The 25,705-nt window shown below is 64.7% G+C and carries 15 protein-coding genes; 10 read left to right on the plus strand and 5 right to left on the minus strand.

The window, feature by feature from the left end; translation table 11 throughout:
• The first annotated feature begins 188 nt into the window (after positions 1-188).
• Positions 189-1,535 (plus strand): M28 family peptidase, encoded by a 1,347-nt coding sequence (locus HGK27_RS05810; protein WP_206239488.1) that lies wholly within the window; start codon positions 189-191, stop codon positions 1,533-1,535.
• A gap of 289 nt (positions 1,536-1,824) precedes the next feature.
• On the opposite strand, the gene HGK27_RS05815 is transcribed toward HGK27_RS05810, so the two are convergent.
• On the minus strand, positions 1,825-2,934 hold the full coding sequence (locus tag HGK27_RS05815) for a hypothetical protein (RefSeq protein WP_206239490.1): 1,110 nt from the start codon (positions 2,932-2,934) through the stop codon (positions 1,825-1,827).
• A 546-nt stretch (positions 2,935-3,480) separates the two neighbouring features.
• Here HGK27_RS05815 and HGK27_RS05820 point away from each other — a divergent pair.
• Positions 3,481-4,305: a sulfite exporter TauE/SafE family protein gene (locus tag HGK27_RS05820; protein WP_407674602.1), complete on the plus strand. Its 825-nt coding sequence runs from the start codon at positions 3,481-3,483 to the stop codon at positions 4,303-4,305.
• 75 nt (positions 4,306-4,380) lie between these two features.
• On the plus strand, positions 4,381-5,568 hold the full coding sequence (locus HGK27_RS05825; RefSeq protein WP_206239493.1) for an aminotransferase class I/II-fold pyridoxal phosphate-dependent enzyme: 1,188 nt from the start codon (positions 4,381-4,383) through the stop codon (positions 5,566-5,568).
• A 550-nt stretch (positions 5,569-6,118) separates the two neighbouring features.
• Here HGK27_RS05825 and HGK27_RS05830 read toward each other — a convergent pair.
• The gene (locus tag HGK27_RS05830) at positions 6,119-8,746 is read right to left on the minus strand and encodes a TonB-dependent receptor plug domain-containing protein (protein ID WP_241126862.1); all 2,628 of its coding nucleotides are present in this window, start codon (positions 8,744-8,746) and stop codon (positions 6,119-6,121) included.
• Positions 8,747-9,433: 687 nt separating this feature from the next.
• On the opposite strand from HGK27_RS05830, the gene HGK27_RS05835 reads away from it, so the two are divergent.
• The 6 genes from HGK27_RS05835 (at position 9,434) to HGK27_RS05860 (ending at position 18,963) form a co-directional block, all read left to right on the plus strand.
• Entirely contained in the window at positions 9,434-9,592 is a 159-nt protein-coding gene (locus HGK27_RS05835) for a hypothetical protein (protein WP_206239495.1), read from the plus strand.
• Positions 9,589-11,667, plus strand: coding sequence for an acyltransferase family protein (locus HGK27_RS05840; RefSeq protein WP_206239496.1), 2,079 nt, complete (start codon positions 9,589-9,591; stop codon positions 11,665-11,667). Before HGK27_RS05835 ends, HGK27_RS05840 begins: the two co-directional genes overlap by 4 nt.
• Positions 11,668-11,795: 128 nt before the next feature.
• Positions 11,796-12,431 carry a TetR/AcrR family transcriptional regulator gene (locus tag HGK27_RS05845; protein ID WP_407674633.1) on the plus strand — a complete coding sequence of 212 codons (636 nt, stop codon included), beginning with the start codon at positions 11,796-11,798 and terminating at the stop codon, positions 12,429-12,431.
• 628 nt (positions 12,432-13,059) lie between these two features.
• Complete coding sequence (locus HGK27_RS05850) at positions 13,060-14,328, plus strand: efflux RND transporter periplasmic adaptor subunit (RefSeq protein WP_206239499.1); 1,269 nt, start codon at positions 13,060-13,062, stop codon at positions 14,326-14,328.
• A gap of 29 nt (positions 14,329-14,357) precedes the next feature.
• On the plus strand, positions 14,358-17,549 hold the full coding sequence (locus HGK27_RS05855) for an efflux RND transporter permease subunit (RefSeq protein WP_206239501.1): 3,192 nt from the start codon (positions 14,358-14,360) through the stop codon (positions 17,547-17,549).
• 10 nt (positions 17,550-17,559) lie between these two features.
• Positions 17,560-18,963 carry an efflux transporter outer membrane subunit gene (locus HGK27_RS05860; protein ID WP_206239503.1) on the plus strand — a complete coding sequence of 468 codons (1,404 nt, stop codon included), beginning with the start codon at positions 17,560-17,562 and terminating at the stop codon, positions 18,961-18,963.
• A gap of 92 nt (positions 18,964-19,055) precedes the next feature.
• On the opposite strand, the gene HGK27_RS05865 is transcribed toward HGK27_RS05860, so the two are convergent.
• From HGK27_RS05865 to HGK27_RS05875, 3 genes are read right to left on the minus strand one after another with little or no spacing between them, the layout of a single operon-like run.
• The gene (locus HGK27_RS05865) at positions 19,056-20,465 is read right to left on the minus strand and encodes an efflux transporter outer membrane subunit (RefSeq protein ID WP_241126863.1); all 1,410 of its coding nucleotides are present in this window, start codon (positions 20,463-20,465) and stop codon (positions 19,056-19,058) included.
• Entirely contained in the window at positions 20,462-23,596 is a 3,135-nt protein-coding gene (locus tag HGK27_RS05870; RefSeq protein ID WP_274617154.1) for an efflux RND transporter permease subunit, read from the minus strand. Before HGK27_RS05870 ends, HGK27_RS05865 begins: the two co-directional genes overlap by 4 nt.
• A 4-nt stretch (positions 23,597-23,600) precedes the next feature.
• Positions 23,601-24,740, minus strand: a complete 1,140-nt coding sequence (locus HGK27_RS05875; RefSeq protein WP_206239505.1) for an efflux RND transporter periplasmic adaptor subunit — start codon at positions 24,738-24,740, stop codon at positions 23,601-23,603.
• Between the two features lie 165 nt (positions 24,741-24,905).
• Here HGK27_RS05875 and HGK27_RS05880 point away from each other — a divergent pair, with 165 nt between their 5' ends.
• Entirely contained in the window at positions 24,906-25,670 is a 765-nt protein-coding gene (locus HGK27_RS05880) for a response regulator transcription factor (RefSeq protein ID WP_241126864.1), read from the plus strand.
• Positions 25,671-25,705 lie beyond the last annotated feature (35 nt).

Raw genomic sequence — 25,705 nt, forward strand, 5'->3', positions numbered from 1 at the left:
GTCTCCAAGTCGAAATGATGCGCGGAATTTTGCGTTTTTATCGGATTTGCCGCGCTCACTACAGGCTGGCCCGGCCCTTGCCAAGCGGGGCGTGGCGCATCGGCGCTGAAAGTGATCCACGGCGGGATAAAGCGGGGGAGGCATTCGGCCATTGGCAGGTTTCAAAGCGCGCGCTAATCCTTGCGCCTATGCGAAACATTCTTTCCCCGCTGGCGCTTGCTGCCAGCATCGCCGCCGCTTCGGCCCCCGTCACCGCGCAGGCGCAGGGAGGGAAGGATACGGTGGCCTATACCATCGTCGCCGACCTCACCAGCGAGGTCGGCCAGCGATTGGGCGGCACCGCGCGCGAAGCCTATGCCCGCGACTGGGCGGTGAAGCGCCTGACCGCGCTGGGCCTCACCAACCCGCATATCGAGCCCTACACCATGCCCGGCTGGGAGCGCGGTGCGGAAAGCGCCACGCTGCTGGGCGCTGCCGAGCAGAAGCTGGCCATAACCGCCCTTGGCAATTCGGGCGCGACGCCGGCCAGCGGCATCAAGGCGCCGATGGTCTATTTCGCCAGCTTTGACGCGCTGAAAGCTGCCCCCGATGCCGCCGTGAAGGGCAAGATCGTCTTCATCGACAATGCCATGCGCGCCGCTCAGGATGGCGCGGGCTATGGGCCCTATGGCGATGCCCGCCGTGCAGGCCCCTCGCTGGCGGCGAGCAAGGGCGCGGCGGCGGTGCTGATCCGCTCGATCGGCACCGACCACAACCGCGATCCCCACACCGGCTTCACCGGCTGGGACAAGGGCGTGACGCCGATCGCCGCCGCCGCCGTCTCGGCCCCCGACGCCGATCTGATCGCCCTGCGCGCGAAAAAGGGCGTGGTCGAGCAGGTCGCCCTCACGCTGACCCCGCGCTTCACCGGCAATGTGCAGTCGGGCAATGTGGTGGCCGAACTGCCGGGCCGTGATCGCTCGCTGCCGCCCATTCTGGTGGGTTGCCATCTCGACAGCTGGGATCTGGCCACCGGCGCCATTGATGACGGCGCGGGCTGCGCCATCGTCACTGCCGCTGCCTTGCAGGCGGTGAAGGACGGGCAATTGCTGCGCACCATTCGCGTGCTCTGGGCCGGTGCGGAGGAGCGCGGCGGCTTCGGTGGCGCGGCCTATGCCAAGGCCCATGCCAAGGAGCCGCATGCTCTGGCGATGGAATCGGATTCAGGCGCGGGCCGGGTGTGGCGCGTGAACATTGCCATGGGCGCCGCCGACAAGGCGCTGGGCGACAACATCGCGGCGCGCCTCTCGGACATGGGCGTCGTGCGCGGCGAGAACAAGGCCGAGGGCGGCGAGGATGTCGGCTCGATCGCCGCTGAGCAGAAGATCGCGGTGATCGATATGACTCAGGACATGACCCATTATTTCGACATCCACCACACGCCCGACGATACGCTGGACAAGATCGATCCGGCGGAGCTGCAGCAGAATGTCGACACATGGGCGGCGGTGCTGAAGATCGCGGGGAATGCGCCGACGATTGCTCCGCAGGGGTAAGAAGAAAGGGGTAAGTGCGAGGGTGGGTCTTTGTTGGTTGCATGTCTCAAGAGACATGCTCCGGGCCCTCGCGCTCCCATTATTTGTCCACGTTGCGCATCGGGCTCGGCCATGGAGCAACGTCGCTGCGCCGCAGGCTTTAACATGCGAGTGCAGCCCTCGCTTACAATTCGACTGCCTGCGACGCCATAGCTTGCGCAGGTGGAGAGGCCGGGCGCTCCGTTTCGGTGCCACTGCCTTTTCGCCGGAAGACGTAACGGGGGTGCAGGGGGCGTAACGCCCCCTGCTTTTATGCTGCTTCTACCTGCTCGGGCGCTTCATCCGGCGTGTTCCAATAGGTCCACAAGCGCCAGACAGCACGGGGCAACAGCACGTAACCGATAAAGTACCAGGGCAGCATGATTGCGCCCCAATAGAAGGTGTCCGCGCGCGAGAAGAGCGCGATCATCAGCGCATAGCCGAAGACCAGCAGGATGCAGAAGCGTCCCTCTCGCCCTTGCAGGGAGAGCCAGCCCAGCAGCGGCAGCGAGGCCGTCAGCAGCGCCACGCCAAGGGGCAGGGGTTGCAGCGTGCTGGTGAAGATCACCGCCTTGAGAAAGCCTGAGAAGCCCTGCAGCCCGTGCCAGCCGGAGGAGGCGATGTCGCTCGGCAGCGCCTGCGCGTTCACCTGCGTGGCGTGCCAGGCCATAAAGGCGCCCCATACCGCCAGCAAGGCGACCCAGCCCGCGACAGCGCGCCATTGCTTCTCGAACACGGCGAAGGCGAGGGCGAGCAGGGCGAAGGGCAGGGTCAGCTCGCGGATGAACAGGCCCAGCGCGATGGGGATCATCGGCAGCCACCACTTGCGCGGCCAGCCGATCCACAGCGCCAGCGCGATGCAGATGCATTGCCCGGCGGGGTATTCCTGAAGCGCGAGGATGTTGGGCTGCGTGACCTGCGATCCGCCCGCGCCCAGCGCGCCCAACAAGGCCAGCCGCTCGATCAGATGGAGCTTGTACTCGGTGGCCAGCACCCACAGGAAGGTGCCGATAAACAGCGCCGCCATGCAGAAATACTGCACCGCCTGCCAGCCGAAGCGCGCGGCAAAGACGACCTCGGTGGGCTGGCGCATCGTGATGAAAGGCTTGAGGGGATAGTGATGCGCGCGGTGCAGCGTGGCTGCCGCGGCATAGTAATTCTGCCCCTTGGCGACCTGCGCGGCCATATCGTGATAGAGCCGCACATCGGTGTAGCCGCCCTTCTTGGCAACCTTGATCGGCGGCGGCGTGGCCGTGAGGCACCAGGCGGCCAGCGCGGCCACCAGCAGCGCCAGCACCACTGCCAGCACGCGGGCCTTGCGCCGGGGCAGGCGGTCCAGGGCGGGGATATGCGCCGTCAGACCGGCGGGCAGAGACAACATTCCTGATCCTTCTCAAGCTCCCGTGCGTTGCCGCTTCGGGAACGGGCCCTTGTTTGCGCTTTGCTGCCCTGTGTGCAAGGCCCAAGGCAGCATCAGTCGGGGATGGAGTGGGGGCTGGCAGGAAGGCCTTGGCTGTTTCCTGCGCCGCGACTCGGGAAAATGGGCGCTTGATCATGCCTGCAAAGGCTTTGCGGCAAAGCGAGAGGCACGCGCGCCAAAGGCTGCGATACAAGGTTACATCAATTTGATTTCAGGCTGTAAATCTGCAGCTGGCTGGCCCGCTTCGAGCGGATGTCTGATCGAATGCTGCGTGAGGGGGCGGGCGGCTATCCGAAAACTGCGATTTGGGCGCGCCTTCCCTTTACAATGCGCAAGCCGGGGCGAAATTCAAGTGGGTAAATCACTTCTGTCGCCAGAAAGCTGTCAGGCGCAAACAAACCCCAACAGGGACGAATGGCACGGCTTTGACCGGCGCGATGGTGAACTCGCCCACAAAGCAGCGGACCGGACGCTCTAAAACAAGGGGTCAGAATTTTGACGCAAGAGATGAGTATGTGGCTGGTGCCTGCATTGGCAATGCTGGCAGCCGGTCTTGTCGCAGGTTTCGCTGCCGGTATCTTCGGTATTGGCGGCGGTTTCGTTGTGGTTCCCGCGCTGATGCTGGTGCTGCCCCTGCTGGGCGGTGACAAGCACCAGCTGGCCCATGTCGCCATCGGCACATCGGCGGCCACCATCATCATCACCTCGCTCCGTTCGCTGCGGTCGCATGCGAAACGTGGTGCGGTCGAGTTTGAAATCCTGAAAACATGGGCGCCATGGCTGATCGTCGGCGACGCTGTGGGCGTGATGCTGGCGGGCAAGGTCGATGGCCATGTGCTGCTGATGATCTTCGCCATCGGCGTGGCCCTGATGGCCGTGATGTTCCTGCTGCCCAAGCTGGCCGACCACAAGCTGAGCGACAACATGCCCAGCCTGGCGCCGCGCATGGCGATTGCCGGTGGCCTTGGCACCTTTTCGGCGCTGCTGGGCATCGGTGGCGGCACCATCGCCATCATGGTGATGACGCTGAGCGGCCGCACCATCCACCGCGCCATCGCCACGGCGGCTGGCATCGGCACGCTGATCGCCATTCCCAGCGCCATCGGCTTTGCCATCATCGGTTTCGGTGAAAGCGGCCTGCCTTACGGTTCGCTGGGCTATGTGAACATGCCCGCCGTGGTCGCCATCTCGGCGATGTCGATCATCTCGGCGCCCTATGGCGTGGCCGCCGCGCACAGCCTGCCTGCCGGTCCGCTGCGCAAGATCTTCGGCTGCTATCTGCTGGTCGTCTCGGCTATCATGTTCAAGAACGCCATGCATATGGCGCACTGATCGCGTATGAAGGGGGAGCGGAAAGCTCCCCCTTTTTTGTTTCTGCAAGACCAAAATTCATGAGGGACCCAATCCATGCAACTGGACAACCAGAGCATCGACACTCTTTCCGCCGAGGCACAGGACGACCTGCTCTCGCGCGGGTTCAACCGCCGCGATCTGGCGCGCATCGCCGCTGTTTTCGGCACGGGCGCGGCGATGGTCGCCGCCAGCGGTACGCCCGCCTGGGCCTCGGGCGGCGTGCCCGATCCGGCGCCCACCGCCAAGACGCGCATCGGCGCCAATGAATGCTGGACCGGCCCGCTGATGCCCGGCCAGGCCGCCGCCGCCAAGATGATCAGCCAGTCGAACCGCTACTCGCCCCATGACGAGCGCGGCGATTTCATCAAGGCCGTGATGCAGGTCGAGGGCGTGCCCTATGACCATGTCGCTCCGTGGCCCGGTTCGTCGGACCCGCTGTGCCGCAGCGTGATCACCTTCTGCTCGCCCACCAAGGGGCTGGTCACCGCCGATCCCACCTTCGAGCTGGCCGGTCGCACCGCCCAGTGGCTGGGCGCTCCGGTGAAGGCCGTGCCGCTGCTGCCCGATATGCGTCATGACGTGAAGGGCATGCTGGCCGCCAACCCCAACGCTGGTCTCTACTATATCTGCACGCCCAACAACCCGACCGGCACGATCACCCCGATCGCCGACATCGAATGGCTGCTGCAGAACAAGCCTGCCGGTTCGATGGTGCTGGTGGATGAGGCCTACACCCATTTCGCGGGCGTGCCGGTCGCCTCCAAGCTGATCATGAAGTATCCCGACCTGATCGTGATGCGCACCTTCTCGAAGATCTTCGGCATGGCGGGCATGCGCATGGGCTTCATCATGACCCAGCCCGAGAACATCGCCAAGATGATGCGTTATGACGGCGGCATGCAGTCCGGCGCTCTGCCGCTGCCTTCGCTGGTCTGCGCCACGGCCAGCCTGCTCGACGCGCAGGGCATCGCCAAGCGCAAGGCCGAGATGGAGGTGGCCCGCGCCTATGCTCTGGACGCGCTGAAGAAGAAGGGCATCAAGACGATGCCGACCCAGGCCAACATGTTCATGGTCGAATGGGGCAACAAGACCGCCAAGGAGATGCAGGCCAAGTTCCGCACGCAAAGCGTGGAAATCGGTCGCAGCTGGCCGATCTGGCCCAATGTGTCGCGCATCACCGTGGGCTCGATGGACGATATGAAGAACTTCGCTCTGGCGCTGGATAAGGTGTGGGTTGCCTGATGTGACCTGATCCTTTCACGGCTGCCGATGAGGGCCGCTTCCTTCGGGAAGCGGCCTTTTTTGTTTGCGGGGAAGGGAAAGGGAGAAAGAGAAATGCGAGGGTGTTACACCCTCGCGCTCCCGGGTTCTGTCGGCGTCGGCGCTGAGGGTTCGGCCTTGAGGGAGGTCGCGGCGTGGCGGCTGTGGCACTTCGGCGGAGGAAATGTCTGCCGATTTGCCTTTGGTGCGGCAGCAGGCAGGGTTAAGCGGCCTTAGGGAGGGGGGAGGTGGGGCAACCTTCAGTCACACCACAGCGCCGCAGGCAGCCTTATCAGACAGGTCTACCGAGAGGGGTGGAGTTCTCCTGCCTGCGGTGCTCTATGCTGCGCAGGTGGAGAGGCTGGGCACCAGGATCGGGAACCACTACCCCATCGCCGGAAGACGGAACGGGAGCGCGAGGGGGTAACCCCCTCGCATCTTCCCTTCTCCCTTCAACCTCCCCGAAGCGCACACAAAAGAACGCCGCCGGTTTCCCGACGGCGTTCCCTCCCTCATGGATGAAGTTAGAGGCTTACCACTTCACGGTCACGCGCCCGTAGTAGGACCCGCCGTTGATGCCGTAGGGCGAGAAGGACGGGTACTGCGTGGCATAGCTGGACGAACCCGAGGCCAGGTAGCCCGCGCGGATCGCTTCGTAGCTGATCTTGGTGGGGTAGTGGTTGGTCAGGTTGTTGGCGCCCACGGCCAGCTTCACGTTCTTGAACAGGTCGTAGTCCAGTTCCAGATCGGTGATGAAGGCGGCCTTGATATGCTCGCGGAAGTCCGCGCCCGAGGTGGCGGTCGTCAGCAGGGCCGAGGCCGAGTAGAAGCTCTCGCGCAGGTTGGCGCTGAACTTGCCCACCTTCCAGAATCCGCCCAGCGTGGCGCGGAACTTGGGGGTGGTGTCCTGCAGGTTCGACACGTCATAGCGCGAGATCAGCGCCGAGGCGGTCGGGTTGGTGGTGCTGGTGTAGAGGGCCGAGGGCAGTGCCGCGATCTTCTGCACCTTGTTGTCATTGTAGTTGGCCGAGAGCGACCAGTCCACGCGGCCAAGGCCGGCGGGCAGTTCGGTGGGGTAGGTGGCCATGAAATCGATGCCGCGGGTGCGCATGTCCACGCCATTGGCAAAGGTCTGCACCGCGACCGAGCCGGAGGTGTTGAAGCCGCCGGTGCCGGTGTTGGTCTGGATGTAGCTGGGGATCGCGCCGCCCAGCGCGGTGGAGACCGCATTATACACCGCCGACTGGTTGTAGAGATTGTAGAGATCCTGGCTGTAGTTGGCGACGCAGCCCGACAGGGTGGGGCTGGTGCCTGCCGCATTGTAGTAGGTCGAGGGGCAGTAGCTGCCGCGGAAGCCATAGAAGCTGGAGGAGATGATGATGCGGTTGCGGATCGTCGTCTGATAGGCGTCGATGGTGATGGTCAGCTTGGGCAGCGGGTTGAGCACGAGGCCGGCGCTGAAGCTGGTCGACTTTTCAGGCTTCAGGCCCGAGAAGCCGAGCGACTGTGCCGCCGCCGAGTTGGCCTGAAGCACGCCGCTGATGCTGCTGGGGCCCACGTTGATGCCCGAGTAATATTCCTCGGCCAGGGTGGGGGCGCGGAAGCCGGTCGACACCGTGCCGCGGATGGCGACAGCGGGAGTGAAGTCGTAACGGCTGGTCAGCTTGAAGACGGTGGTGTCGCCAAAGTCGCTGAAGTGCTCGTGGCGGACCGCGCCATCGACCAGCCACTTGTCGACGGGCTTGATGCTGAGGTCGAGATATTGCGCGAAGTTGCGGCGGCTGTGGTAGCTGGCGTTGGTGGGGCCGTAGCCGAAGAACGACTGCGCGCCGCCGCCATAGTAGGACGCGGGGTCACCGGCCTTGATCTGGTAGCTTTCACGGCGATATTCCAGACCAGCCGCGATGTTGAGCGGCCCGGCCAGACCCACATCGACCGAGCGCGTCAGATCGAGCGTGCTGTCCCACATGGTCGTGGCGAAATCGCCGTTGTGGAACTGGGTGGGGGTGACGCCATAGGCCTTGTAGTATTCGGCGTTGGCCGAATCCTGCGTGTTGACGCCGATCTGATCCTTGGAGAACTGGGTGGCCAGATCGAAATGCGTGTCGCTGATCGCGCCCTTGAAGCCGCCGGTGACCTGATAGTCGGTTTCCTCGATCTCTTCGAGCGGCGAGAAGCCGGTGGAGAACAGCGGCACGCCCGCTGCGCTGACCACCTGAGCGGGGGTGCGATAGTTCTCGAAAGCGCGGGCGATCTTCTTGCCGTAGCTGCCGAAGCTGTAGACTTCGAAATCGCTCCATTCGTAACCGGCATTGTAGCTGGCCACGGTCTGCTTCACTTCGGGGTCGCCCGAGATGCGGTTGACATAGGGATAGTTGGCCGCCGAGGTCAGCGCCGGATATTTGGCCAGATTGCCCACGGCGGTGGCATTGCTGCCGGACACGCGGGGATCGATATCGCCGCGGAAGCTGTGCGCCTTGTATTTGGTTTCGGCGGTGATGTTCAGATACATGCCTTCGGTCGGCTCGATGCCGATGTTGCCCGAAATGTCGTAATTGCCGCCGCCCTGGTCCATATAGTGGCCGCCGGTGACGTTCAGCACGCCGCCATGGTTGGCCTTCTTCTGGATGAAGTTGACGACGCCCGCGATGGCGTCCGTGCCATATTGCGCGGCCGCGCCATCGGTCAGCACTTCGACGTGATCGACCGAGTCAGACAGGATGTAGCTGGTGTCAGGCGCGGCGCCACCGCCGAAAGGACCGCCCGAGACGTTGAGGTTGGCGGTGCCGTGACGGCGCTTGCCGTTGACGAGGATCAGCGTGTGGTTGGGCGACAGGCCGCGCAGTTTCATGGCGGGGCTGAGCGCGGCAAGATCGCTGCCGAAGCCCTGCGCCTGGATCTGCGGCAGGTTCTGCGCCAGGCTCTGGATCATGTCGGGCGAGCCGGTGCGCTTGAGCATGTCACTGCCCAGAATCTGGATCGGCGCCGGGCTGTCGGCGGCCTTCATGCCGGTGGTGCGCGTGCCGGTCACGATGATCGCACCGCCTTCGTCATCCCCCGCAGCGGCGGCGGCAGGTGCAGGTGCGGGCGCGGCCATGGCGGGCAGAGCGTAAGCTCCGGCGATCACCAGTGCCAGCATCGAAGTCGTCGTCTTTTTCATAAAGCCCCCTTTTCTTTGCGAAATAGAGCGCTTCCAGCCATCCTCGTGTCGTCGCGATCCGTCAGTGTGCCCGCAGCTTGCGCATGGCCGGGAAGGGCCGATGCGCTCCATGTGGAGCCACCTTTGTGTCTTGCGTGTCATCTTGGCCGCGCGCTTCGCGGCAGGGCGCGCCAAGCGGGGCGACCGGCAACGGGCTTGCGGAACATTGGCATAAGGCGGGGGGAGCGAAGTCAAGGATCGCCGCCTGCGCTGAAACGGTGGAGCCGATAGAAAGAAAATCCATCATGTCCATTCGCATCAGGCGAAGGAATATTGGCAAGCCGGGCCCTTCGGCGCCGACCATATCATATGGCGACCCTTGTTGTTGCAATGCTGTACACTCGTCCCTGAACTCTTGTGCATCATGCCCTGTCGGGTGATGCATTCGACTGCCCTTTGATGCTCAGAAGAAGCCATGAAATGCGGGGCGGGGGCATGGGGCATTTTACCACTATGGGAAAACAGGTGTGTTTTACTGGCAACAGGTGGATTTTTATGTGCTTTTTAGAAGTCCTGCCGCAGCTCTCCTAGGGCGCTGATAGGACGGGGAAGTTTTTCCCTGCGGTGATACTCTGGCCGGTGCCGGATTTTGCTGATGGGGCGTCCATCTGATTGTTTCTTTTCCTGCACGAACAGCAATGTTCCATTTTGAAACTGATCGACTTGGTGGATGATGCGCCGGATTGCCGCATATGGACGGTTTTTTACGCCGTCTTCCGGCATTGTGGCTTCGATGCAAAACGCTTTGCCAAGCAGGCTCGTCAGCCTTATCGCGCCGCTTCCGCTTTGAACCAGGACGCACGATGACCACGCCGCATGTTCCCGCCCGCTACCGCCCGGATATCGACGGGCTGCGCGCGGTGGCGGTGGGCTCGGTGATCGTCTTTCACGCCTTTGCCCGCCAGCATTTCGGCGGTTTTGTCGGCGTGGACATTTTTTTCGTCATCTCCGGCTATCTGATCAGCGGCATTCTGCTGCGCGAACTGGATGAGGGCCGCTTCAGCTTCCTGCGCTTCTATGCCCGGCGGGTGAGGCGGATCTATCCCGCGCTGGTCGTGATGATGGCGGCGGTGCTGGGTTTCGGCTGGCTGGAGCTGTTCGACGCCGATTTCCACCGGCTGGCTTTGCATGTCGCGGCCAGTGCGGGCTTTATCGTCAACCTCGTCCTCTATCGCGAGGCGGGCTATTTTGACACCGCCTCGGACGCCAAGCCGCTGCTTCACCTGTGGAGCCTTGGCGTCGAGGAGCAGTTCTACATCGTCTGGCCGGTGCTGCTGCTGATTGCGCATCGCATCGGCAAGCGGTTGGGCAGGGGCGTGGTGTGGGGCGTGCTGGCTGCGCTGATGCTGGCCAGCTTCACCCATGCGGTGCTGCTGATGCGGCACGACATCTCCGCCGCCTTTTACTGGCCCACCGCGCGCGGCTGGGAGCTGCTGGCGGGCGCTGCGCTGGCGCTGGCTCATGCGCGTGGGGCGGCCCTTCAGCCGCGTCCTGCCATCGCCGCTGCTTTGGGCGCGGCGGGAGCGGCGGCGATCGCGGCCAGCCTGATCTTCGTCACCGCCGAAAAGCCCTTTCCCGGCTGGAACGCTGTGCCTGCCGTGGCGGGCGCGGTGCTGCTGCTGGCAGCGGGGCCGGGCGGCTGGGTCAATCGCTGGCTGCTGGGGCTGGCGCCAATGCGCTGGGTGGGCGCGATCAGCTATCCGCTCTATCTCTGGCACTGGCCGCTGCTGGCCTATGCCGCCATCGCCGGTTTCGACAGTGTAACGGCCCGCGCCATCGCCATGGGCGCCGCCGTGTTGCTGGCATGGCTGACGATGCGGCTGGTGGAAGAGCCTTTGCGCTTTGGCAGTCGTCCGGGGGTCAAGCTGTGGGGTCTGATCACGGCCATGGCGGCGCTGGGCCTCTTCGGTCTCTGGGCATGGGGGGTATGGGGGCACAAGCCGCTGCCCTCTTACACCGCTGATCGCACCGCCGCCTTTGCCCATCAGCTCAACTGGCAGACGCCGGTGGGCAGTGCGGATCAGAAGGCCGCCTGCTACCGCCTGATGCCCGGGCGTGTCGGCATGGCACATCCGTCGCAGAATGATTTCTGCTACCTGCTGCATGACGGCAAGCCCGATGTGGCGATGATCGGCGACTCGCTCAACCTCAGCCTGTTTCCGGGCATGGCGCATGTCACGCATCACAATCTGCTGCTCGCCTCGGCCAGCGAGGCGGCGCCTTTCTACGACTCCCGCACCACCGACTGGCCCGACCGCAGCCGGCTGGGCAATTACCGCCTGACCAATCAGGCGCTGGATTTCGCCATCGCCTCGCGCTCGATCCGGGTGGTGCTGCTCTCCTATCTCAATGCTGACCGGCTCTTCACGCCAAGCTCGGGCCATTACATCCAGGATATGCGCGGCACTGAAGACACGGACGTCAACGATGGCGAGCATGTCGAGGTGGCCGCCAATCCCGCCGTCGATGGCCCCGCCACGATGGAGGCCGCGATGCGCCGCACGCTCACCAGGCTGAGGCAGGCGCATAAGCAGGTGATCGTGATCTTCCCCAACCGCCGCATGAGCTTCAATCCGGCCAGTTGCCTCGACCGGCTGCGGCCCGTCCACGCCGCCACGGTCAACGATCTCTGCGCGGTGCCCGATCATGACGAGAATGCCCGGCGCCGTCAGGCCTATGTCACGCGGGTGGAAAAGATCGTTCGCTCCTACCCCAATGTGACGCTGTTCGATGCCTCTGCGCCGCTGTGCGAGGGCGGGCTGTGCTATGCCATGCGCAACGGACATATGCTCTATCGCGACGATCTGCATGTTTCGGAAGAAGGGGCGGCGCTGATCGCTCCGGGGCTGGAACAGGCGATCGATACGGCCATGAAGCGTTAAGCTGATTTCGGCTATCGCAAGCGGGTGTTCGACTGAGGAACCCCCGGGAAGAGCCTCGTTAGGACCAAAGCCGCATGGGTCAAAGCGCTCTGGACGATTCGTGCATCATGGACTATATACCGCTCGGTATGGAAAGCATCGAAGACAGCGTCGCAATGATCGAGCCGGTTGCTCCCACCCGTAGGCGGCCGCGCCAGTTCTGCCCTGATGAGGCGCTGACAGCGGCGCTTCAGGTGTTCTGGGCGCGTGGTTACGAAGGCGCCTCGATGGCCGAGCTGACCGAGGCGATGGGCATCACCAAGCCCAGCCTGTATGCCTGTTTCGGCAATAAGGAAGCGTTGTTCTACAAGGCGCTCGACCTCTATGAGCGGGACAAGCTGGCCTATGTGCAAAAGGCGCTGGTGGCGCCGACCGCCAAGGGCGTGGCCGAACAGTTCCTGCGCGGCGCGCTGGCATTGCAGACCGGCACCACCGATCCGCGCTGCTGCCTTGGTGTGATCAGCGCTGTGGCCTGCACGACTCAGGCCGACTCGATCAAGCATGAGGTGATGGCGCGCCAGGAATCCTCCAGCCGGGCGATCATCGAACGCTTCCGCCGCGCCAAGGAAGAGGGCGACCTGCCCGAGGGTGTGGAGCCTGAAGCCTTGCAGGCCTATCTCTCCGCCGTGCTTCAGGGCATGGGCGTGCAGGCCAGCTCCGGTGCCTGCCGTGAACAGCTGGCGCAGCTGGTCGAGACCACGCTGGCGCTCTGGCCGGGCCGTTAAGACAGCCTGTCAGACTGCTGATGGGACAGCCGGCATCGCCGGATTTGGCGCTTTCACCATGCTGTCATCCATCGGCTTTAAGCTGAGGGCAGGGGATTGCTGCCGGGCCGAGCATGGCTAATGCTATGTTTCACAACCATTCTGAACCTCAGCTGAAAAAATTACCAAGCGGTATATAAATCCGGTTGACGGTTGCGATGCAGCATTCTATACCGCTTGGTATTGAAGGCGTCGGGGCCCAGTCCCCCCGCTGAAGTGCAGGACCATCCCCCCGTCCCGTCCTGCCGCCCCGATGCCTTCATGCTCGCAACATCATGCAGGATGATGTTGCACGCGGTCCATCCTGCGCGGCCTGTCACCCATAGGGGCCGCGTGGGGAATGGGGCCGATACCGGTTCTCGTCCGGCGGCGCGCTAGCCCCCCGAAAGCGCCCCTCCGGACGGGGGGCCGGTTCAAGACAGAGTTCCCAGCTCGGCTGTCGGTGCCATGCCGTCGGCGCGGTGCCCGCCTGTGCCTTGTGGCGCGAGAGCGGGCGCTGGCGTCGTCGCGTGTCGTCCGCAGCCCTTCAACGCCGCCTCATCAAGATCCGACACATTACCGATCCGACACAAACGCCGGAGTTCCCCCCATGGATATGCAAACCACCCTCAAGACTCGCGCCGAAGCCGAGGCGGCAGCGGAAACCCGCGCCCCCCGCTCGTTCTCGACCCGCAATCTGGCGATCGGCGCCATGGCTCTGGCCTTTGTTGCCGGTATCGGCTGGCAGGCGCTGCACCGCCCGGCACAGGCCACTGTCGCCCCCGAAGTGATGCTGGGCGTGGCCACGCCGCTCGCCAGCCAGGTGGTGCAGTGGGACGATTATGTCGGCCGCTTCGCCCCCAGCCAGAGCGTCGAGGTGCGCCCCCGCGTTGCCGGGCAGATCACCGCGCTTCACTTCCATGACGGCGATCTGGTGCAGAAGGGCCAGCTGCTCTTCACCATCGACCAGCGCCCCTATCAGGCCGCTCTGGCCGAAGCGCAGGCCAATGTCGCCAGCGCGGCCAGCGCTCTGGCGCTCGCCAAGTCCGATTACGCCCGTGTCGGCCGCCTGACGGGCGACGAGGCCGTGTCCGCCGGAGAGGTCGACAGCCTGCGTTCGCGCATGCAGTCGGCGCAGGCCGCTCTGGCCGCTGCTCAGGCTCGCGCCCGCCAGCGCGCGCTCGATATGGAATGGACCCAAGTGCGCGCGCCGATTTCGGGCCGCATTTCGGATCGCCGCGTCGATGTCGGCAATCTGGTCGCGGCGGGTGAGGGGGCCAATGCCTCGCTGCTCACCACGATCAATGCGTTGAACCCGATCTATTACACCTTCGATTCCTCCGAAGCGCTCTACCTCAAGGCCCAGCGTGACCGCGCCAAGAACGGTCAGGCACCCGAGGTGGAAATCAAGCTGCAGGACGAATCCGGCTACAACTGGAAGGGCCGTCTGGACTTCACCGACAACGGGCTGGACCCGCATTCGGGCACGATCCGTGGCCGCGCCATCATCGACAACCCCAAGCTGTTCCTGGCGCCCGGCATGTTCGGCAACATGCGCCTCTCGAACGGCGGCACGGTGCAGGCGCTGATGGTGCCTGACGAGGCGATCCAGTCCGATCAGGCCCGCAAGACGGTGCTGGTCGTCGGCAAGGGCGGCACGGTTGCCGCCAAGCCGGTGGAACTGGGCCCCGTGGTGCGCGGTCTGCGCATCATCCGCAGCGGTCTGCTGCCCACCGATCAGGTGGTTGTGACCAATTTCCAGGCCGCGATGCCCGGCGCCAAGGTCTCGGTCCACAATGAGCCGATCAAGCCCGCGCCCGTCGCCACCGACCCCGGCATTTCGGCGCCCGTGGCTGCCCAAGCCACGCTGGCCCACTAAAACCTCTTTCTCACGGGACACCCCCTCCCATGCGACTTTCCCGCTTTTTCATCGACAGGCCGATCTTCGCCGCCGTGATCGCCGTGGTGATCATGGTGGTGGGCGCGCTGGCATTCGTCAGCCTGCCGATCAGCCAATATCCCAACATCGTCCCCCCCACGGTGACGGTCGCCGCCCAATATCCGGGCGCCTCGGCTGAAACCGTGGCCAACACCGTCGCCTCTCCCATCGAGCAGGAGATCAACGGCGTCGACAACATGCTCTATATGAGCAGCCAGTCGACCGGCGACGGCAAGGTGACCATCACCGTCACCTTCAAGGTCGGCACCGATCTCGATACCGCTCAGGTGCTGGTGCAGAACCGTGTCGCCGTGGCCGTGCCGCGTCTGCCCGAAGAGGTGCAGCGCCTTGGCGTCGTGACGCGCAAGACCACGCCGGACTTCCTGATGGTGGTCAACCTGCAGTCGCCCGATGGCAGCCTGAACCGCGATTATCTGTCGAACTATGCCCTCACGCAGGTCAAGGACCGCCTCGCGCGTCTCGATGGCGTGGGTGACATCAACCTGTTCGGCTCGCGCGATTACGGCATGCGCATCTGGATCGATCCGGGCCGTGCTGCCGCACTGAACCTGACCGCTGGCGAGATCGTTGCGGCTCTGCGCGCGCAGAACGTGCAGGTGTCTTCTGGCGCGCTGGGTCAGCCGCCGGCCAACCACGGCGATGCCTTCCAGCTCGGCGTGGAAATGCAGGGCCGTCTGACCGAGCCTCAGCAGTTTGCCGATATCGTCATCCGCACCGATGCCGATGGCCATCAGGTGCGCGTGCGCGATGTGGCGCGCGTGGAGCTGGGCGCTCAGGACTACAACATCAACACCTATCTCTCGAACAAGCCCACCGTGGTGATCGCGGTGATGCAGCGCCCGGGCTCGAACGCTCTGGAGGCTGCGGCCAAGGTCAAGCATGAGATGGACACCATCTCCAAGTCCTTCCCCAAGGGCATGGAATATTCGGTGATCTACAACCCCACCGAATTCATCAGCCAGTCGATCGACGCCGTGTACCACACGCTGTTCGAAGCCGTGGTGCTGGTGGTGCTGGTGATCCTGATCTTCCTGCAGAACTGGCGCGCGGCGATCATCCCGATCATCGCCATTCCGGTCTCGCTGGTGGGTTCCTCCGTCGTGCTGCTGGCACTGGGCTATTCGCTCAACAACCTGTCGCTGTTCGGCCTTGTGCTAGCCATCGGCATCGTGGTCGATGACGCCATCGTGGTGGTCGAAAACGTCGAGCGCAACATCGAGAACGGTCTCTCCCCGCTGGAAGCGGCCCGCGTCTCGATGGATGAGGTCTCGACGGCGCTGGTGGCCATTGTGCTGGTGCTTTGCGCGGTGTTTGTGCCGACGCTGTTCATCACCGGCCTGTCGGGTGCTTTCTACAAGCAGTTCGCCGTGACCATCTCGACCGCGACGATCATCTCGCTGATCCTCTCGCTGACGCTCTCGCCTGCCGCCGCCGCTTTGCTGCTGCGCCACAAGCATGGCAGCATCGCCGACGACCACAGCAAGCCTGCCTGGCAGCGCCTGCTGGCCCGCGCCGCCGACCGTTTCAATGCGGGCTTCGAGCGTCTGTCGGACGGTTACGCCCGCCTGACGCGCCGCATGCTGGGCGCACCCAAGAAGGTGATGGCCACCTATGCGGCGCTGATCGCGGCGACCGTGGGCATGTTCGTCATCACCCCCTCGGGCTTTATCCCGGCGCAGGATCAGGGTTACTTCCTTGCGGTGATCCAGCTTCCGTCTGGTGCCTCGCTGGAACGTACCGATGCCGTCACCCGTGAGGTGGCCGCCAAGATCCTGCCCATTCAGGGTCTGCGCGGTGCGGTGATGTTCGCCGGTTTCCATGGTCCCTCGCAGACCTCGGCGCCCAACTCTGCCGCCATCTACTTCCCCTTCAAGACCTTCGACGAGCGCAAGAAGCTGGGTGCCACCTACAAGGGCATCATGGATCAGGCGCAGAAGGCCGTGGCCGGTTACGACAAGGCTCGCATCATTCTGGTGCCGCCGCCGGTCATTCAGGGCATCGGTGCTGCCGGTGGTTACCGCTTCATGCTTCAGGACCGCGAGGGCCGTGGCTATGACGAGCTGAACAAGCAGGCCTGGGCGCTGATTGCCAAGGCGAATGCCGAAAAGGGTCTGCATCAGGTCTACACGCTCTTCGACGTCGGCACGCCGCGCGTCTGGGCCGATGTCGACCGCCGCAAGGCCGATCTGCTGGGCGTTCCCCCTGAGCGTATCTTTGAAGCGCTGCAGGTCTATCTGGGCTCCAGCTTCGTCAATGACTTCAACCTGCTGGGCCGCACCTATCACGTGACCGCCCAGGCCGATCAGGCCAGCCGCGAAACGGTTGCCGATATTGCCAATCTGAAGACGCGCTCGAACACCGGCCAGATGGTGCCCATCGGTTCGGTCGCCACCTTCAGCGACAAGACCGGCCCCTACCGCGTGGTGCGCTACAATCTGCAACCCGCTGTCGAAATCGACGGTGACACGGCTCCGGGCTATTCGACCGGCCAGTCGCTCGCCACGATGGAGAAGCTCGCCGAGACGCTGCCTGCCGGTTACGGCGGTGACTGGACGGACATCGCCTATCAGCAGAAGTATGCCGGCAACACCGCCGGTCTGGTCTTCGGCATGGCTGTGTTCTTCGTCTTCCTGGTGCTGGCTGCCCAGTATGAAAGCCTTGCCCTGCCTCTCTCGATCATCCTGATCGTGCCGATGTGCTTGCTGGCCGCGATGCTGGGGATCAATCTGCGCGGGATGGACAACAACGTCCTGACGCAGATCGGTCTGGTGGTGCTGATTGCTCTGGCGGCCAAGAACGCCATCCTTGTGGTGGAATTCGCCAAGCAGGCCGAGGACGAGCAGGGCATGGACCCGGTGGAAGCCGCCGTCTTTGCCGCCCGCACCCGTCTCCGCCCGATCCTGATGACCTCGCTGGCCTTCATCCTCGGCGCCGTGCCGCTGGTGATGGCGACCGGTGCTGGCGCCGAACTTCGGCAGGCGCTGGGTACGGCGGTGTTCTTCGGCATGGCGGGCGTGACCGGTTTCGGCCTGCTCTACACCCCCAGCTTCTATGTGCTGCTGCGCAAGCTCTCCCTGCGGATGGCCCGCAGGAAGGGCGGCAAGGCCACGCATGACTCTGCCTGGCAACCGGCGGAATAAGGAAAGACCCATGAAGATCAGGATGATCCTTCTGCTGGCGACAACCAGCCTGCTGGCCGCCTGCGCCGTGGGGCCCGATTACAAGGCCCCGAAAACCGCCCCCGTGGCCGCCGCTCCCTTCACGGGGGCGGCAAGCCCGGCCTTCACGCAGGAGGCCGCCGCCGATCATTGGTGGAAGCTCTACAATGATCCGCTGCTCGACCGGATGGTGGACGACGCCCTCAAGGCCAACACGGACATCCGCGTGGCGGCAGCCCGTGTGGAACGCGCCCGCGCCCTGCTGCGCAACGCCAAATCCGCACGCCTGCCGAGCACCACGCTGGATGCTTCGGCCACGCGTGAGCGTTTTTCCGCTGCTCAGCTGACCTCTTCCAACCAGCAGCGCGAAGCCTGGTATTATGATGGCGGGCTCTCGCTCTCCTATGAGGTCGATCTGTTCGGCCGTGTGCGGCGCGGTGTGGAAGCGGCCCATGGCGACGCCGATGCCGCCGATGCGGATGCCGATGCGGTGCGGCTGGCGGTGATCTCCGATACGGTGCGCGCCTATCTGGATGTCACCACCAGCGCCGAAAGGCTGAAGGTGGCGCAGGAGACGGTGACGCTGCTCGACCAGTCGATCCGCATCACCGGTGCGCGCGTCGATGTGGGGCGTTCGGACCGGCTCGATCTGATCCGCTTCCAGACCCTGCGCGATCAGCAGGCCGCCGCCATTCCGCAGATCGAGGCCGATCGCAAATCGGCCCTGCTGCGGCTGGCCACGCTGACGGGCCGGGCCCCTCAGGACCTGCCGGCTGACGTGATCGCTCAGGTGGTCACGCCGCACCCCGCCAAGCCTATCCCGGTGGGCGATGGCGCGGCGCTGCTGGCCCGCCGCCCCGACGTGCGCGCCGCCGAGCGCCGTCTGGCCGCCGACACCGCGCGCATCGGCGTGGCGACCGCTGACCTCTATCCGCGCATCACTTTGGGCGGATCGGTGGGCTCCTCGGCCTTCACCGGCATGGATGTGCTGGGGTCGGAATCGACGCGCTGGTCCATTGGCCCGCTGATCAGCTGGAACTTCCCCAACATCGCCGCCACCCGCGCCAAGATCGCCGCTGCCAAGGCCGACAGCAAGGCCTCGCTGGCGACCTTCGATGGCACGGTGCTGACCGCGCTTGAGGAAACCGAGCGGGCGCTCTCCACCTATGCCCATGCTCAGGAGCGGACCGATACGCTTGCCCGCGCTCAGGATGAGGCGGCGCGTGCTGCCCGCATCAGTCTGGCGCGGCAGCGGGAAGGGCGGATCGACTTCCTGACCGTGCTGGACGCGCAGCGCACGCTGGCGCAGGCCCAGTCCGATCTGGTGGCGGCGCGGCGCGATGCGGCCTTTGCTCAGGTCGATGTGTTCCGCGCGCTGGCAGGCGGCTGGAGTTAAGTTTCCCGACCCCAAAAACACAAGGGCGGGAAACGAAAAGGGGCGGAAGGTGCAAACCTTCCGCCCCTTTTTTGTGCGCCGTTGCTTTGGGCTTACAGCGTGTCGTCAGCGCCAATCGCGGTGTAGAGCGAGAGGCGGTTCGACAGATCCGCCAGTGTGGCCGAAACCTGCGTCTGGCGCGCCGAATAGAGCGTGCGTTGCGCCGTCAGCACATTGATATAGGCCGCGGTCCCGGCCTGGTACTGGGCATCCGAAAGCGTCAGGCTGCGCTGCGAGGCGGTGACCAGACGGCCCTGTGCCGCGCGCTGATCCTCGATGGTGCCGCGCCGGGCCAGCGCATCCGCCACATCACGGAAGGCCGTCTGCAGCGCCTTTTCATAGCTGGCAACATCGGCGTCACGCGTGGCCTTGGCCTTGTCCAGATCGGCAAAGCGCGTGCCGCCGATCAGCGGCAGGCTGGCTGTGGGCGAGACGCTCCAGCCCTTCGATCCCGAGTTGAAAAGGCTGGACAGAGCCGTGCTGGCAAAGCCGCCCGCCGCCGTCAGGCTGATCGTGGGGAAGAAGGCCGCGCGGGCCGCGCCGATGCTGTAATTGGCGCCTTTGAGCGTATGCTCGGCTTCCACCACATCGGGGCGCTGCAGCAGCACCGTGGAGGAAAGCCCGGCAGGCACCAGCGCGATCGAGCCATCGATGTCCGCCAGTGATGTGGGCAGCAGCGCCTCATCGACATGCGCGCCCACCAGCAGGTCGAGGGCATTGCGATCCTGCGCCACCTGCGTGGTGTTGCTGGCGACATCCGATTCCGCCGTGGCCAGCACCGTCTTGGCGCTTTCCACATCGGGTGCATTGCCAAGGCCGGCATCCAGCAGCGATTGCGTCAGATCCAGGCTGCGTTTGGCGCTGGCGGCCGTGTCCTTGGCGATCTTGAGCAGATCCTCATCCGAGGCCAGCGTGACATAGGCCAGCGCCGTTTCCTGCACCAGACTCAGCTTGGTCGAGCGCATGCCCGACTGGGTCGAGAGATAGGTCTCGAACCCCGCGCTGGCCTGATTGCGCAAGCGGCCCCACAGGTCGATCTCGAAAGAGGAGACGCCCAGATTGACCTGATTGTAGCTGCCGCCGGTGGTGCTGCCCGCGCTGCTGCCGCCGGTACGGCTGCCTGTGGCGGTGGCACCGATCACCGGGAAGATGGCCGCGCGGTCGGCGCGATAGGTGGCGCGGGCCGCCACCACATTGGCCACCGCCACGCGCAGGTCGCGGTTGTTGGCCAGCATCTGGGTGATCACCTGCTGCAGCTTGGGATTGGTGATCAGCTGCTGCCAGGTGAGGCCTGCCTTGGACCCGCTCTGATCAGGGGCGGGATAGGCCGCGCCGCCGGGCCATTGTTCGGCCACGGGCGCGGTGGGGCGGACATATTTGGGCGCCATGTTGCAGCCCGAAAGCAGCAAGGCGGCCAGCGACAGGGAGAAGCCTGCGCCTCTCATGGTATAAGCGCGCATCATGCGGTCTCGCTCGGGGTTTCGTCATCGGCGCGGTGGAACAGCTTGCCGATCACCATAAAGAACAGGGGGACGTAGAAGATGGCCAGCACCGTGGCGGTGAGCATGCCGCCCGCCACCGCCGTACCGATCTCGATCCGGCTTTCGGCGCCCACGCCGCTGGCGATCACCAGCGGGAAGACGCCGGCGATGAAGGCGATCGAGGTCATCAGGATCGGGCGCAGGCGCAGCTTGGCCGCTTCCAGCACGGCATGCAGCATGTCCTGCCCTTCACGGCGCGCCGCTTCGGCGAATTCCACGATCAGGATCGCGTTCTTGGCCGCAAGGCCGATGGTGGTGAGCAGGCCGACCTGGAAATAGATGTCGTTCTGCAGACCGCGCACCGTCACCGACAGCACCGCGCCGATGATGCCCAGAGGCAGCACCATCAGAATGGCGAAGGGCACCGACCAGCTCTCATAGAGCGCGGCAAGGCACAGGAACACCACCAGCACCGAAAGCGCATAGAGGTAGGGCGCCTGACCCGAGGACTGGTTCTGCTGATAGGATAGCGAGGACCAGGCATAGGACAGCTCCGGCGCGATCTTCTGCTGAAGCGCGACGATTTCCTGCATTGCCTCGCCCGAGCTGACGCCCGCGCCGGCGCTGCCGTCGATCTCATAGGCCTGCTGGCCGTTGAAGCGCGAGACGATGTTCGGGCCGTTTTCCCACCGCGTGGTGGCAAAGGCCGAGAAGGGCACCATGTTGCCGTTGGTGCTGCTGCGGACATACCACTGGTTGATGTCCTCGGGCAGCATGCGCGAGGCGGCGTCGCCCTGCACATAGACGCGCTTCACACGGCCGCGATCCACAAAGTCATTGACGTAATCGCTGCCCCAGGCGGTGGTCAGCACATCATTGACGTCGGACTGGGCCAGACCGAGCACGGCCAGCTTTGCCTCATCGATGTCGATGCGCAGCTGGGGAGCGTCGGCCAGCGTGGCGGCACGCACCTGCAGCAGCTTGGGATCGGCATTGGCTGCCGCGACCAGCTTGTCACGCAGGCCCTCGAAGGTGGCACGGTCGAGGTTGTTGGGGTTGAGCAGTTCGAAGGTGAAGCCGCTCGACTGGCCAAGGCCGCGAATGGCAGGCGGGGCCAGCGGGAAGACCGTGGCATCGCGGATCTTGCTGAACTGCATCATCGCGCGCTTGTTGATCGCGGTGACGGAGTCCTGACTGCTCTTGCGGTCGTCAAACGGTGCCAGGGCAACGAAGCCCATGCCCGCATTCTGACCCTGGCCGTTGAAGCTGAAGCCGTTGACGACCATCGCCTGAGCGACATTCTTCTTCTCGGGGCCGGTGTAGAAGTCCTGGATCTGGTCGCCGACCTTCTGCGCGCGCTCATCCGTGGCGCCCGGAGGCAGCTGGAACATGACCATGGCCATGCCCTGATCCTCATCGGGCAGGAAGCCGGTGGGCAGGCGGGTGAAGAGCAGCGCCATCACCACCACAATGGCGGCAAAGATACCCAGATGCAGCGCGCGGCGGGCGATCACGCCCTCCACCTTGCCCAGATAGGCGGTGGTCTTGGCGTCCAGCCAGCGGTTGAACTTGCCGAAGAAGCCGGTGCGGTGCAGCGGATCGTGGTCGCCCGGCTTGAGCATGGTGGCGCAGAGCGCGGGCGAAAGCACCAGCGCCACGACCACCGAGAGCATCATCGCCGAAACGATGGTCACCGAGAACTGGCGATAGATCACGCCGGTCGACCCGCCGAAGAAGGCCATCGGCAGCAGCACGGCGGACAGCACCAGCGCGATGCCCACCAGCGCCGAGCTGATTTCATCCATCGACTCGATGGTGGCCTCGCGCGGGTCGAGGCCGCGTTCGGTCATCAGGCGCTCGACGTTTTCGACCACCACGATGGCATCGTCCACCAGCAGACCGATGGCCAGCACCATGCCGAACATCGTCAGCGTGTTGACCGAGTAGCCGAAGGCCGCCAGCACGCCGAAGGTGCCCAGCAGCACCACCGGCACGGCGATGGCCGGCACCAGCGTGGCGCGCCAGCTCTGCAGGAAGAGATACATCACCAGCACCACCAGCAGGATGGCGATGATCAGCGTCTCGATCACCTCATGGATCGAGGTTTTCACGAAAGTCGTGCTGTCAACCGGATAGGCCACCGTATAGCCGGCAGGCATGTCCTTGGAGAGCTGCTCGACCTTGGCGCGCACGGCGGCGGCGGTCTTGATGGCATCGGCGCCGGCAGCCAGCTGCACGGCAAGGCCCGAGGCGGGATGGCCGTTGAGGCGCACGGTGAAGCCGTAATCCTCAGGCCCGAGCTCGGCGCGGGCGACATCCGACAGGCGCACCACCGAACCGTCGGTCAGCGTCTTGACGACGATGTTACGGAACTGTTCGGGCGTCTGCAGGCGCGACTTGGCCTTGACCACCGCGTTGATGGCCTGACCCGCCACCGCCGGCTTCTGACCGAGCTGGCCTGCCGACATCTCGATGTTCTGGGCGCTGATCGCGCTGGTGACATCGGATGGCATCAGCTTGCGCGCGGCCAGCTTGGTCGGGTCCAGCCAGACGCGCATGGCATATTGCGCACCGAAGACCTGGGTCTGGCCCACGCCGTTCACACGGCCGACCTCGTCGTTGATATGGCTGAGCAGATAGTCGCCGATATCATAGGAGGTGGCGCGGTCGCTCTGGTCGTAGAGCGCGACGACCATCAGGAAGTCGGCTGCGGCCTTGGTGACGGTGACGCCGCGGCTCTGCACTTCGGTGGGCAGGCGCGATGTGGCCTGCTGCACCTTGTTCTGCACCTGCACCTGCGCCGTATCCGGGTTGGTGCCCTTGGCGAAGGTGACGGTGATCGTCGCCGTGCCCGAGGCCGAGGAGGTGGAGGAGAAGTAGAGCAGATTGTCGACGCCGGTCAGCTGCTGCTCGATGATCTGGGTGACGCTGGATTCCAGCGTCTCGGCCGAGGCGCCCGGATAGGTCGCGGTGATGGCGATCTCGGGCGGGGAAACGTCAGGGTACTGCTCGATGGGCAGCGAAAGGATCGCGCCGGTGCCCGCCAGCATGATGGCGATCGCCACCACCCAGGCGAAGATCGGCCTGTCGATGAAGAAACGACTGATACTCATGAGATCAACCCCCGATCTTCACGAGGGTCTGTTTCACCGTGGCGCCGGGCAGGGCCTTGTCGGTGCCCTGCACGATCAGATGGTCGCCGGGCTTGAGCCCTTCGGAGACGATCCACATGTTGCCCACGGCCTTGACCGGCTTGATCTTGCGCTGCTCGACCTTGTTCTGCGCATCGACCACCAGCGCATAGGGATCGCCCTTGGTGTCGCGCAGCACGCCCTGCTGGGGGGCCAGAACGGCGTTGGGCACCACGCCCTGCGGAGTTTCGATCCGCACGAACATGCCCGGCAGCAGAATGCGCTGCGGGTTGGGAATGCGGGCGCGCAGCACCACCGTACCGGCGTTTTCATCCACCGTCACTTCGCTGAATTCGATGGTGCCGGTCTGCGGATAGTCGCTGCCGTCTTCCAGCTTCAGATGGACCGTGGTGCTGGCAGGCAGCACGCTGCCATTGGCCAGCTGCTTGCGCAGGGCCAGCAGCTGGGCGCTCGACTGGGTGATGTCGACATAGATCGGATCGAGCTGCTGGATGCTGGCCAGCGCCGTGGTCTGCGCGGCGGAAACCAGCGCGCCCACCGTATAGGCCGAACGCCCGATGCGGCCCGAAATCGGCGCCAGCACCTTGGTGTATTCCAGATTGAGATTGGCGGCGCGCAGATTGGCCTCATACTGATGCAGCGAGGCGCGCGCGGTGCCCGCCGCGGCGACGGCATCGTCGATGTCCTGCTTGCTGACGGCCTGTGTGTCGCTCAGCTTGCGATAGCGGTCGACCTTGTTCTGATTGGTGATCAGCGTGGCCTTCGCGCTTTCGATCTGCGCGGCGATCTGATCGCGTGAGGCCTTGTAGCTGCGCGGATCGATCAGATAGAGCGCCTGGCCCGCCTTCACATCGCTGCCTTCGGTGAACAGGCGCTGGCGGATGATGCCGTCAACCTGCGGGCGCACGTCGGAGGAGGTGGTGGCGGTGATGCGCCCGGTCAGCTCGGTGCTGAGCGCGGCCTGCGTGCCCTGAAGCACGACATAGCCGACATCGGTGGGGGGGCGCATGGGCGGCGCTTTCTGGCCGGAACAGGCGGCCAGAGCGGCCACAAGAGCCAGAGGAGCGGGCATCAGGGCGAGGGGGCGGGGGGCGAATTGAGGCATGAAGGCCAAATGCTCTTTTGCGCTGCAACACGCCACAAGTTTTTCGGTAAAATTTTGTCCTCGCTCTTGTCTGCGCGTAGACAAACGTAGGCCTTTGTATCAGTCTGTAGGCGGCCAGCGCCCCGGTTGGACAAGACGGGGAGCAGGCGATAAGGCTCGGAGGCGATGACAATGCCTTCCGCTTCTTTCAGCCCTTCAGGCGGCTCTGCTTCCGGCAGCGTGCTGGTGGTGGATGACGACCCCGATATCCGCGAACTGATCATCGCCCAGCTTGAGCGGGAAAGCTTTGCCGTGCGCGCCGCCGGAAGCGTGGGGGAAACCCTGACCGCGCTGGAGGAAGCCCCCGCCGATGTGGTGGTGCTCGATCTCAACCTGCCCGATGGCGACGGGTTGAACCTGTGCCGCGATCTGCGCTCGCGCGGCTATGCCGATGCCATCATCATGGTGACGGCGCGTGACAGCGCCATCGACCGCGTGCTGGGTCTGGAACTGGGCGCCGACGATTACCTCACCAAGCCTTTCGAACCGCGCGAACTTTTGGCCCGGGTGCGCAACCTGCTGCGCCGCATCGGCAGCAATGAGAGCGGCGCCGAGGCGCTGGCCCGCCCGCGCAACGCCCGTTTCGCGCAATTCGGCCCGTGGAAGCTGGATCTGCTGCTGCGCCGTCTGGTGACGGGCGACGGGCGGCTGGTGATGCTTTCCTCCGCCGAATACCGCCTGCTCTCACGCATGGTCGAGGCGCCCAATCAGGTGCTGGGGCGCGAGGCGCTTTCGCCCGAGCGCAAGGCCACCGTGGCCTTCGACCGCTCGATCGATCTGCAGATCAGCCGCTTGCGCCAGAAACTGGCCGCCGAAAAGGGCGGGGCGGATCTGATCATCACCGTGCGCAGCGAAGGCTATGTGCTGGCCGCCAATGTCACCTATGAGTAAATCGCGCGGGCACTGTCGGTGAAAAGGATCTGGCC

This window comes from Novosphingobium terrae, from assembly GCF_017163935.1.
Taxonomy (GTDB): domain Bacteria; phylum Pseudomonadota; class Alphaproteobacteria; order Sphingomonadales; family Sphingomonadaceae; genus Novosphingobium; species Novosphingobium terrae.